At 38.5% G+C, this 13028-nt stretch carries 8 protein-coding genes; 3 read left to right on the top strand and 5 right to left on the bottom strand.

The features are described from left to right. Positions 1 to 333: 333 nt before the first annotated feature. Positions 334 to 1785: an SPOR domain-containing protein gene (locus BT797_RS18430; protein WP_045110606.1), complete on the bottom strand. Its 1452-nt coding sequence runs from the start codon at positions 1783 to 1785 to the stop codon at positions 334 to 336. A 564-nt stretch (positions 1786 to 2349) separates the two neighbouring features. Between BT797_RS18430 and sbcB the strand changes: the two genes are divergently transcribed. After that, complete coding sequence (gene sbcB, locus BT797_RS18425; RefSeq protein WP_045110607.1) at positions 2350 to 3792, top strand: exodeoxyribonuclease I; 1443 nt, start codon at positions 2350 to 2352, stop codon at positions 3790 to 3792. 110 nt (positions 3793 to 3902) lie between these two features. Here sbcB and BT797_RS18420 read toward each other — a convergent pair whose 3' ends face one another. Then, complete coding sequence (locus BT797_RS18420; protein WP_045110608.1) at positions 3903 to 5834, bottom strand: AsmA family protein; 1932 nt, start codon at positions 5832 to 5834, stop codon at positions 3903 to 3905. A gap of 603 nt (positions 5835 to 6437) precedes the next feature. Between BT797_RS18420 and BT797_RS18415 the strand changes: the two genes are divergently transcribed. Then, complete coding sequence (locus BT797_RS18415; protein ID WP_075473128.1) at positions 6438 to 7847, top strand: YjiH family protein; 1410 nt, start codon at positions 6438 to 6440, stop codon at positions 7845 to 7847. Between the two features lie 143 nt (positions 7848 to 7990). Here BT797_RS18415 and dcd read toward each other — a convergent pair whose 3' ends face one another. The 3 genes from dcd to apbC all read right to left on the bottom strand — a co-directional run bounded on the left by dcd (position 7991) and on the right by apbC (position 10667). Next, a complete protein-coding gene (dcd, locus tag BT797_RS18410; protein ID WP_045110610.1) occupies positions 7991 to 8593 on the bottom strand; it encodes a dCTP deaminase in 603 nt (200 codons plus the stop codon). Between the two features lie 223 nt (positions 8594 to 8816). Further along, positions 8817 to 9461 (bottom strand): uridine kinase, encoded by a 645-nt coding sequence (udk, locus tag BT797_RS18405; RefSeq protein WP_045110611.1) that lies wholly within the window; start codon positions 9459 to 9461, stop codon positions 8817 to 8819. A 129-nt stretch (positions 9462 to 9590) separates the two neighbouring features. Continuing rightward, complete coding sequence (apbC, locus tag BT797_RS18400; RefSeq protein WP_045110612.1) at positions 9591 to 10667, bottom strand: iron-sulfur cluster carrier protein ApbC; 1077 nt, start codon at positions 10665 to 10667, stop codon at positions 9591 to 9593. Positions 10668 to 10870: 203 nt separating this feature from the next. Between apbC and metG the strand changes: the two genes are divergently transcribed. Further along, positions 10871 to 12940 (top strand): methionine--tRNA ligase, encoded by a 2070-nt coding sequence (gene metG / locus BT797_RS18395; RefSeq protein ID WP_075473204.1) that lies wholly within the window; start codon positions 10871 to 10873, stop codon positions 12938 to 12940. Positions 12941 to 13028: the final 88 nt, after the last annotated feature.

Raw genomic sequence — 13028 nt, 5'->3', positions numbered from 1 at the left:
GACTAAATTAATTTTTTAGTATTCGAAAAAACTAAAAAATAATAACATAATTTTTTAACCTAGTAGATGCCGATTAAGATTCTAGAATCGATTATATCAGACTCTTCTGATTTTCCTTGAGGTTTCGAATTGCCCCTGTGCTTATGACAGACTAAATTTTATTTATTAAAGGAAATGCTTAGAAACCAATACCGTCGAAAATTGGAACTTTAGATTACTCGATCATCCTTAACCAATTAGAGAAGCAAGGTAGACAGTATTATAACTCACCATCTACCTGTGCTTAACTCAAACATGGACTAAGATTTTGCTGTACAACCGTGCCACGTAATTTTACTTAGTAGCACTTTTCAAAATCGAATCAAAATTACGGATCCATGGGTAGTTCGTTTTCAGGCGAAGTGGTAAAATACTCATTGCAGCCTGCGCCTCAGTAAAGCTGGCAAAGTCACCGTAGTACAAGTTATACCAATCACGCTGAATATGTAGGCTCTTATTAAAAGAAAGTAATTTCCCAGTCAATCCTATTTCATTTTGATTCACATAAGAAACTAAGTAGCTTTCGTCATAAGCACCCATCAACTGAATTGTATAGTGAGCAGGATTACGCTGGGCTATCCAGCCAACATTATTAAGTGGTACTAACGGTTGTGTTACTGCTCCATTTTTATTTCCTGGGCCTTCAACTTGAAACTTCAAGTCATCCATATCCGTTTGAACTGATGTAAGAGTCGCTGTGAGATGACCTAGCTGAACAGTGCTCTTTTCTATCTGGGACTGTAATGCTAAGCGCTCTGCACTACGTCGTTCATCAATGGTTTCAGTCTTGGCTTCGAGTTCAGCAAATTTTGTCTTCACATCTGCGACATCACCTATTAATTCGCTACGAATTTCTGATTGCAGTGCCGTTTCAGTTTTAATTTCGGTCACTGAGTTATTAAGCGTCGATAACGATGATGTCAATTCGGACAATTCAATTTTTACAAACTCAGGGACAGCGGTAGGATTCAATTCAAGCAACGTTATCGCGGAGGCCAGAGTAATAGTCACCCCAATACCTACACCCGCAACAACTTTAAAGCCTTTTCGCGTATAGCGCTTCAAGCGACTCGCGTTCAACTCGATGCTATAGACTTTATCAGCCAGATCGTTAACCTGGCTTTTTAGTGATTCATGTTCTTCGGATAATATGACAAGTGATGTTTTCTGATCTTGATGCTGTGCTTTCAATCCTTCTATGTGGGCTTTGTTAGCTTGAATTTTTTGATAAGATTCTCGAGTGAGTGTTTGTAGTTCCTCGTCAGCATCATCAGCATGTTTTTCAAGCCGTTTTTGCATTGCCTCAAAAGCAGCTTGAACAGTGAGTAAACGCTTGAGCTGCTCGCTCTGTTCAATAATGGATTCATTCGCATCCTCAAATCCACCAGTTAGTGTATTCAGTTTAGTCTGTATACGCTGTTCTAGGGCATCTGATAACTTGACTTGTTCCAAAGTAGATTGACTTAAATTAGAACCGACGCTTTCAATCTTCTTATCAAGTTTAGCGTTGCGACTTCGTAATGAACGAATAGTTGAGCCCAAGTCGTCCTGAGCTTCAGAGAAATCTTTAGTTAGCGTTTCAAAATGGATTTCAAAATCACCCATTTTGCTATTAATATCCCTTGCAGAGAGTAATTTAGCATCCTGTTCTGGAAGCTCAATAATACGTGAATTATCTTGACTCGGAATTATAGGTTCTTCTATCGTTACGGATTCAGGATAATAGGCTTTTTTTTCAGCAGACATGGTAAACCTCCAACTGTGGAAAGTAAGTCATTTTATGAATATTTAATGTTCGACATGAAGGTAGGATCTCACCTACCTTCAATAAAGAAACTCGTAATCACACCCGAAGTACTTCAAAGTTTTGGCTACCAATACACCTTAGATTTACCCATTAACTGCTCAGGAATTTAAAATCTGAACCTTTTCTTCGTCGGCTTGTTACTCGTACCTCCGATTAACACTTGGCCACATCAATGCTAGGCCAATAAATTAGAATATTCATCCAACGTTCACTCCTATATATTACATCTCACAATCAAACATTTAGAATTGATGATTATTCTGAATAAGATTGCGGTCATTACCATCAAACATAGATTTACGACGCTTAATAACTTGCTCTCACGCTTCGCTTAGCTTAATCTCTGAATATCACCCTAGAAACATTCTTTACGGTGTTAAAAACAACTAGAAATGAAAATTAAACGTGATGTAAATTGTAATGCAAGTTTATGAACCAACTAAGCAGAACAAGAACAAAATAAACATCTAATTAGATAAAAATGAATAAGAACAAGGCGTAGTATGGATAACAATTCGAACAAAACAGCAACAGATCTGCCCACTTTTTACTGGCATGATTATGAGACTTTTGGCTTAAGTCCGTCACTGGATCGCCCTTCTCAATTTGCTGGTATTCGCACCGACATGGACTTTAATGTGATCGGCGAACCAGATATGTTTTACTGCCGCCAATCAGATGATTACCTTCCTTCGCCAGAAGCTGCCATGATTACTGGGATAACACCTCAAAAGACCCAAGCAGAAGGTGTAAGTGAAGCAGAGTTCAGTAAACGTATTGAAGCGCAATTCAGTCAAAAAAACACCTGTATCATTGGTTATAACAACATTCGCTTTGATGATGAAGTAACACGTAATATCTTCTACCGTAATTTCTACGACCCATACGCACACACCTGGAAAGATGGTAATTCGCGCTGGGATATTATTGACTTGATGCGCGCTTGTTATGCTCTGCGCCCTGAAGGTATTGTATGGCCAGAAAATGATGATGGTCTACCAAGTATGCGTCTTGAATTATTAACCGCCGCAAATGGCATTGAGCACGCTAATGCCCATGATGCTACTTCTGATGTATATGCAACTATCGCGATGGCGAAGCTAGTTAAAGAAAAACAACCTAAGCTGTTTGATTTCTTATTTAACCTACGTAGCAAACGTAAAGTTGAATCCTTGGTTGATATCATCAACATGACACCATTAGTGCATGTAAGCGGCATGTTTGGTGCAGATCGCGGATTCACAAGCTGGGTAGTGCCACTGGCTTGGCACCCAACCAACAACAACGCTGTGATTGTAGCTGACTTAGCCCAAGACATTACGCCATTATTAGAATTGAGCGCGGATGAACTGCGCGAACGTTTATATACGCCAAAGAAAGATCTCGGTGACTTAACCCCTATCCCGCTGAAACTTATTCATATCAACAAGTGTCCAGTACTCGCGCCAGCGAAAACTCTATTACCTGAAAACGCAGAACGTTTAGGGATTGATCGCAGCGCCTGCCTCGCAAACCTAAAACGTTTAAAAGAAAGCGCAACACTGCGTGAAAATGTTGTGGGTGTTTATCAAGTAGAACGTGAATATCCAAAATCAACCAATGTGGATGCAATGATCTACGATGGTTTCTTTAGTGCAGGTGATAAAGCAAACTTTGAAATACTACGTGAAACAGCACCAGAGCAACTTACAGGACTGCAACTGAAAGTCAGTGATTCGCGTTTTAATGAATTATTCTTCCGCTATCGAGCACGTAACTTCCCGCATTTATTATCAATGCCTGAGCAACAAAAATGGCTTGACCACTGCCGAACTGTGCTAGAAGACAGTGCCCCAGCCTATTTTGCACGTTTAGATGCATTAGCGATCGAAAACAGCCATGACGAGCGAAAAATGAAACTACTTCAACAGTTATACCTTTATGGTCAAAAAATAATTGGCGCATAACGGCTAACGAAAAAATTAAAATGAGCGTATTAAAAAGCCTGTTAGTGATCTTTCACTAGCAGGCTTTACGCTAACTAACCAAACTTAAACTGCTTATCTTAATTCTCAGATTAGAATAATTTTTTCAAACCTCTAAATATTTCATTCTTAATTTTATTCTTGTCTTCATCTGATCCAAGATACTTATCAATCAGTTTATCTTTTTCAAGTTCTATCACTTGTTTAGTAATATCACCAAAATCAAACTTGATACTTGGCGTTGCAAAGCTGCCTTTCACTTCAACAGGAAGACGTATATCACGTACAGCTTTCATTGTTGAACTTGATTGACCACCAATATTTTCAGCAAGCGAAGCACCAAAAGTAAAATCAAGCTTTTCACGCATCAGATCCGCATAACCGTTACCATCTACCTTGATCGCGGGTGAAGACAAATCGATTTTTGTCGATGTTAACTTACCCCCACTTAGTTTAAAGTTTGCAACCATCGCGCTGAAATCAGTCTGTTCACTTTGATCCGTATTATCGACAGGTTTTTTGCCAAACATAGCTATCGCTTTACGCACTTCTTGTGCCACATTAACCCCTAGCACAGCACCGTCAGAGAAGCTTGTATTAATCGACCCTTTCGTCGCGGACTTGAGTTTAGTCAGGGTTAACCCTTTACCGCTTAAACGCATGTCAACATCAACCAAACCAGTTAACAATTTTTTGCCTGCTGCGATCGTAATCAACTGCTCTGACTGTACTTTCTCTAACGTACTATTCAAATTAAATGTAGCGGGTTTCTTGTTACTGTCTAATAACGCTTTAACCATTAACTTACCTTCATAAAGATCTGACGATAATTTCGTTAACTGGAATATGCCGTCTTTTAACTTACTCTGTACCTTAACGTTATCCAAGACATACTCGCCTTGTTTAATTTGAGTAATCGTCAATGACCCTTTTTGATTCACACTTGATAATGCACTCAAGTCAGGTTCTACGTCTGCAGAGGAATTTTCCCCCTGCTTATCTGTCGAGGTCTGAGTGACGCTTTTACTTGTCGCTTTCGATGTATTCTTTTTATGTACAGGCTCAGTCTTAGGCAACCAATCATCAATAACAAGTCTATTCATGGCTAAGTTGTATTCAAGGCTCGGTTTTGAAAATACATCAATAGACAGATCGCCGGTAATATTAAGTTCATCAACGTCTAATTTAAGTCCTGCCAATTTCATTGTTTTATAAGCATTATCGTATGTCATGTCACCTTGCAATGAAATATTCATTTCTGGTCGCGGTAATAACTTACCCGTTAACGCGAGTTTATTATCAAGCTCCGATAATTTTATTTCATTAAATTGCTCATCAATCGTTAATATCATGCTTGTTTTTAGTTTAGCCGTTAAGTCATTGGTTCGGTAATTTGCAGCTAACGTAATCGCAACAGGCTTAGCAAAGGCAAACTCACCGACGGTTAAGCTACTGTCAGATAATTTATGGTAGGTACCATCTTGACGGTTATTCAATGATAATTGTGCGTTGGAGATATTCACCGATTTAATCACAAACTTATATTCGCTCTTCGCAATTTCACCTTCTGGTGTGACTTTAATCGCTTGAATATCGTCGTTTGATAATGGCTTTTCTGGTGGTGATAATGTGGCAAATAATTCATCCATGTTATTACGGCCATCGACTAATGTTTCGACATTAACGGTCAAACCATCCACTTCCACATTTGTTACCACTATCGTTTTGGTAAATAGTGACATCAGTTCGACAGCAACCTGTACGCTTTTAACTTCAGCTTGCTTTGAATCTGCATATTCATGCTTATTGAATAAAGTCACTTTTCCTAGCTCAAAACCAATTTGTGGATAGAAAGTTAAATTTAAATTACCTTCAATTGTGACGTCTTGTTTAGTGAACTGCTTTGCTTGCGTTATTAAGTTATCTTTAATTAGCTCCTCATTAACTAAAAACTTAATTGCAATAAATCCCACGACGATAATAATCGCAATGAGCCCACTAATACCAAGGAGTACTTTTTTCATCCTGAAACCACCTTATAGAAATATATCTTAATCAACTAAGACAACACATAGAAGATTATGTTTACACTATCGACTCTAAGAATATCATGTAATTACCAGAAAGGCAGAAAGATACCCAATAAAAGCCCGAGCCGACATAAAAGGTAAGCAAAGTGCATTTAGATTATAGAAGATAACTCATATATTCAGTGATACGAAAAATCAGCTTAAAAAAGGAACATAAAATCAACTTAGTTATTTACACATTATTCACAAATACAGACAAAACACGAAAATATAATCACGTTTACTGCATATCTATTAAATATCGATATATAAAACTAGAAAAATCACACTAATCAATACAATCGGCCTACATTAAAATCTATTTATGTGACATGAAACACCTAAAGTAACATAAAAGATTTTATTTTCATGACACCCGACACATGGTGTTAATAATATGTTTCTCGCATGTATGTTCGCAGTTACTATCTCCAGCAATTAAGTTTACGGCAGTTAAAAACACCTAATCTTAAAAAAATGGAAGATGGAATACTTAGTGACAATACTGTTATATCGATCTGGTAATCAGTAATTAGTCCTATAAAAGGGAACAATTCAATGAAAGATAATAATATTTACGCGGAATCACCGCGTAATCTAAATAAAACAAACACAGATGCTCAGAAACACACAGGTAATAAATCATTATTACGATTTTTACTGCCTTCATTAATCGGCTTATTTTTATTTATGACCCCGGTGACTTATGAAGGTGACATGACAATTCCAGTCGCGTTGTTAGCAAAAGTACTCATGGCAGCACTCGACGGTTATTTGCTTCATATCATTACCGTCATCATTTCATTTATGGCGCTGGCATCAACATTAGCGGTTTTACTTAAGCCTAAGTTTATTACTCAGAGTAAATTCCTCCATGAGTTATTCATGCCGACACCACTCTGGCTAGCCGTTCGAATTATCAGTTGTGCATTTACTATCGCGACTGTATTTCAGATTGGTCCAGAATATATCTGGAATGCAAATACCGGTGGCCTTGTGCTTAATGACTTGCTGCCGACTCTATTTGCAGTATTCATCTTTGCAGGCCTGCTACTGCCTTTATTGCTTAACTTTGGGTTACTAGAGCTGTGTGGTTCGCTATGTACAAAGATTATGCGTCCAATTTTCAATCTACCAGGTCGCTCAGCGGTTGACTGTATCGCCTCTTGGTTAGGTGATGGCAGCGTTGGTATTTTATTGACCGATAAACAGTATCAAGAAAAATTCTATACTCAGCGTGAAGCGGCCGTTATTGGCACCACATTCTCGGCTGTATCGATAACATTCAGCCTTGTTGTTATCGCACAAGTGAATTTAGAGCAATACTTCTTACCTTATTACTTAGCAATTACATTATCGGGCATTGTAGCTGCGATCATCGTACCTAAATTACCCCCGTTATGCTGGAAGAAAGACATCTATATCGATGGAACTAAAAAGACCCATGATTTAGAGTCAATTCCTACTGACCATAATGTTTTCTCATGGGGTATTAACCAAGCAATTGAGCGCGCATCAAAAGTAACCTCGTACCAAGCTGTATTTATCGAAGGTCTAAAAAATGCGGCACATATGGTGTTTGGTATTTTACCGGTAGTGATGGCAATAGGTACAATTGGTTTGTTAATCGCAGAATACACCTCTCTATTTGCGATTCTTGGTAAACCATTTATGTATTATCTTCAATTCATGAACGTACCAGAAGCGGCACAAGCATCTGAATCGTTAGTGGTTGGTTTTGCCGATATGTTTGTACCAAGTATTCTTGCTACTTCTCTCGAAAATGACATGACTCGTTTCATCATTGCGGGTGTATCGGTATCGCAACTTATCTATATGTCAGAAGTAGGTGCATTACTGTTAGGCAGTAAAATCCCGGTTAACATCGTCGATTTATTTGTTATCTTCGTACTACGTACAATCATAACACTGCCGATTATCACCGGCGTTGCACATCTTATCTTCTAATTACGATAAGCTAATAAAACAAAACGAATTATAAAACAAAAAATGCCCATCACTTTAACGGTGATGGGCATTTTTATATTTGAATTAAGTGATGTATCAAGAACTTATATATCCAAGCTACTCATTATATTACTGAGTAACCATTATGCACTTTGGTTGTCATTATCATCTTGGTTAATACGACTTGAATCAGCACCATGCTGGTTTTTATACTTGGCATCTTTACGTTGATTGTAAGGACGTGCAGCAGGCGCGGTCAGTGTTTCAAAGTTTAACGCTGCAATAGTCATTTTCGGACGTAGTGCTAGCGGCAACTTACCACTGTTATAAAATTCAAGTACGATACGACCAGACCAGCCTGGATCAATACGGTGTGCCGTTACATGTACCATAAGACCAAGACGCGCTAATGATGACCGTCCATCTAACCAACCCACAATATCAGCTGGTAACGTTACTTTTTCAAACGTCACAGATAAAGCAAATTCACCGGGATGTAAAATAAAGGCTTCACCGTCAGGAACAACGATTTCATCACTCATTACTTTATCAAGTTGGGTAGCAACTTCTTCTTTTGGACCACTCAAGTCAATATAAGGCGCATTATGTGCCTGAAAGACTCTAAATTCATGACCTAAAGTAACATCAACGCTTACGCCACTAATTTTACTTTGCTCAGGCCTTGGCTCTATCGAAATTCGACCATCATCTAAGTATTTTTCAATATCTGTATCACACAGGCGCATGTTTTCTCTCTTTAATAAGTGCAGTGTTATACCAATTGCATTAAATAAGTGATCAATTATTTCGCTGGGAAAATTGACAATAACAAGGCGTTAATTACCGTAACTAGTTATTCTAATTACAAAATTAACAACTCTGTTAGAGTCTGTTTTACCAGAAAGAGTGATCATCTATTTATTGTGGTTGGTATTAATTATAGTGCTTTTCGCGTTGATACTAAGACATTTAGTTGTTTAATAACTGGCAAATTTTTGCTTTTAATGTATCAATCGCGAAGCGGTTTTTACCACCACGCGGTACAATAAGATCCGCATATTGTTTTGATGGTTCAATGAACTGTAAGAACATTGGACGAACCGTGTCATTGTATTGTTCAATTACCGATTCCATTGTTCTGCCACGTTCAGCAACATCACGCTGTAAACGACGGATAAAACAAATGTCTAACGGTGTTTCCATAAATACACTTGCGTGAATTATGTTACGGATATTTGGATCTGTCAGTAACAAAATACCTTCTAAGATGATCACTTTCTTGGGTGTCAATTTAGTTGCTTCAGCCATACGCGTATGTTCTGTATAGCTATACGTAGGTATTTCTACTGCCTTGCCGTCACTTAAACCCTGTAAATGACTGCACAATAACTTATGATCCATCGCTTGTGGATGGTCATAATTTGTTTTAACTCGCTCTTCCATCTCGAGGTGACTTTGATCACGGTAATAACAATCTTCGGTAATGACTGCAATTTGTGATTCACCAAATTCAGCAACAAGCTCATTATAGATTGTTGACGAAAGTAAGCTTTTACCAGATGCAGAAGCACCTGCGATTGCGATGATCACACAAGAGTTAGATGTATTATTCATTTATAAAATGATCCGTTAGGGTTTAAGACTTCGTTATTATAGAAATTTATAGTCTGTCATTCTAGAGTAAACCGAAAAATACCTATATTAAGTTATAATTAATCTACATTAAGTCACAATATACCCATATTAAGTTAACCTAATTGGGATTTCTGTTGATATTGTGTGCGTTTGAAAAAACATTTTACTAACAATATCATTTGCTAACTGCGCATAAATTGCTGAAAATGCAGAATCAGGTCGTGCCGCAACAGTTGGGGTACCCGCATCAATATCCGCACGCAGGTCAATATGTAACGGTAATTGAGCAACACATTCAGTGTCAAAACGAGCCGCCATTTTAACCACACCACCCGTACCAAAAATAGCTTCTTCGTGACCGCAGTTGCTGCAGATATGCGTACTCATGTTTTCGACAACACCCAATACCGGTACTTTTACTTGTCTAAACATGCTAATGCCTTTAGCTGCGTCAGCAAGTGCAACATCTTGTGGGGTTGATACGATTAACGCACCTGTTACTGGTATGTTTTGACTCAGTGTTAATTGAATATCACCCGTGCCCGGCGGCATATCGATAAATAGATAATCCAGTTCACCCCAATGGGTTTCACTTAACAACTGCATTAATGCTTTACTCGCCATTGGTCCACGCCAGATCATCGCTTGATCATGTAACGCAATAAACCCAATACTGTTAACCGCTAATCCATGTGCGTCAATAGCTTTCATGCTGTTACCATCGTACTGCTCTGGGCGAGAATCACTCACACCAAGCATTAATGGTATTGAAGGCCCGTAAATATCTGCATCCATGATGCCAACTTTCGCACCCATTTTAGCCAATGCGAGTGCTGTATTAACGGTTGTCGTTGATTTACCGACGCCACCTTTACCAGACGCAACCGCAATTACATTCTTCACTCCATGAATCGCAGGCGCGTCATTACAACGAGCTAAAGTCGCAATGTCTAACTTTATAATCCATTGAACGCTTTCTACGCCCCTCATTAGTGCTACTTTTGGTTCTAATTTAGTTTTAACTTCGTGTTCAAAATCCAACGATGGAAACGGCAAACGTATCTGAATCTCAACACAACCATCCTTGTTGCTAATCGTTTCTAATACATTACTGTCGCCAATATTTTTTAACCAACTTTTAGGTTGAAAAATACCAACGAGCTGAGTGATCTTTGCAATATCCATAACCGCCTCTTTATTTGAGCTTGTAAGTGTTTAGCTTTTAAGCATTTATACTTTATTAATCTACTATATCAATGATAAAGCAAAGAATCACAAATAAATACGCTAAAAATCGCAGGGTTTTTAGTCTAACATCTATGCTTTATAGGTCGTATCAGGTAACATCGGATAACTTTATTTTTCACCACAAGATGAATCAGATTTTTATGACATCAGAACGCAAAATCTTAGTAACAAGCGCATTACCCTATGCCAATGGCCCTATTCACTTAGGCCATATGCTTGAGTATATCCAGACTGACATCTGGGTTCGTTTCCAAAAGCAACGTGGTCACACATGTACATATGTATGTGCAGATGACGCCCACGGCACACCAATCATGCTTAAAGCGCAAGAGCGCGGCATTACGCCGGAAGCAATGATCGCGCAGACTAAAATTGAGCATATGGCTGATTTTGCTGATTTCAATGTTGGTTTTGATAACTATCATTCAACTCACAGTGATGAAAACCGTGAACTTGCAAGTATGATCTATACGCGTCTACGCGACAATGGTCATATCAAAACACGTGTAATTTCACAGCTATTCGATCCTGAAAAACAAATGTTCTTACCAGACCGTTTTGTTAAAGGCATTTGCCCAGAATGTAAGAGTGAAGATCAAAATGGTGATAACTGCGACAACTGTGGCGCAACGTATTCTCCAACGGATTTAATCTCTCCAAAATCAGTTGTTTCTGGTGCAGAACCAATTCTTAAAGATTCAGAGCATTATTTCTTCGATCTACCTGCATTTGGCGACATGTTACAAACATGGACACGCTCAGGTACATTACAAGATGAAATCGCGAATAAACTTGCAGAATGGTTTGAAGCTGGCCTACAACAGTGGGATATCAGCCGTGATGCACCTTACTTTGGTTTCGAAATTCCTGATGCACCAGGTAAATTCTTCTATGTTTGGTTAGATGCACCAATCGGTTACATGGGTAGTTTCAAAAATCTTTGTGATCGTCGTGACGACCTTGATTTTGATGAATACTTCAAAAAAGACTCAACGACTGAGCTTTATCACTTCATTGGTAAAGACATCGTTAACTTCCACAGCCTATTCTGGCCTGCAATGCTTGAAGGCACGAGTTTCCGTAAGCCAACTGGTGTATTTGCACACGGTTTTGTTACTGTAAACGGTAAGAAAATGTCTAAATCACGCGGTACATTTATTATGGCGCGTACTTACCTAGACAACCTAAACCCAGAATACCTACGTTATTACTACGCAGCAAAACTAAGCAACAAGATTGTTGATTTAGATTTAAATCTAGAAGATTTTGCACAGCGCGTAAACTCTGACGTTGTAGGTAAAGTAGTAAACCTTGCAAGTCGTACAGCTGGGTTCATCTACAAACGTTTTGATGCAAAACTAGCAAGCGAAATTTCAGAACCTGAATTATTAGCTGAATTCGTTGCTGCTGGCGATACTATTGCTCAATATTACGAAACACGTGATTTTAGCAAAGCGATTAAAGAAATCATGGCACTTGCTGATAAAGCAAATGCATACATTGCAGATAAAGCACCGTGGCAACTTATTAAGCAAGAAGGCTGTGAAGCAGAAGCGCACCTTGTTTGTACTATGGGCATCAACTTATTCCGTATCTTATCGGTTTATTTGAAACCTGTGCTACCAGAAATGGTTGCTGAAGTTGAAAAATTCTTAAACGATGATTTCAATTGGGATAGCTACAAAACAGTATTAACAGACCACGAAATCAACAAGTTCAAACCGTTAATGCAACGTGTTGAAATGGACAAAGTTGAAACGATGGTTGAAGCATCTAAACAAAACTTAGTGGTTGCTGAAGAAGAGAAAGAAGAAAAAGTTGTTGTTGAAGAAACACCGCTTGATCTTGCTTCTGATAAGCACCTTAAAGATGAGCCAATTGGTGAAATGATCGCATTTGATGATTTTGCAAAAGTTGACTTACGTATTGCTAAAATTGTAAAAGCTGAACATGTTGAAGGCGCTAAGAAATTACTTAAGCTAACCTTAGATGTAGGCGGCGAAACGCGTCAAGTATTTGCTGGTATCAAATCAGCTTACGAACCAGAGCAACTTGAAGGTCGCTTAACGGTTATGGTTGCTAACTTAGCACCGCGTAAGATGAAGTTTGGTATGTCAGAAGGTATGGTACTTGCCGCAGGCCCTGGCGGCAGCGATATTTTCGTACTTAACCCGGATGAAGGTTCTGAACCTGGCATGCGCGTAATGTAAGACGGTTTAGTCATAAAAATAGTGTTTCATCGCTATTATTATTACTCACTTTAAAGGGACTCACACTGAGTCCCTTTTTATCTATTTA

The sequence above is a fragment of the Moritella viscosa genome, assembly GCF_900120065.1.
GTDB classification, from domain to species: domain Bacteria; phylum Pseudomonadota; class Gammaproteobacteria; order Enterobacterales; family Moritellaceae; genus Moritella; species Moritella viscosa.
The sequence above is the reverse complement of the archived record's forward strand: the minus strand, read 5'-3'. Positions and strand labels throughout refer to the sequence as shown.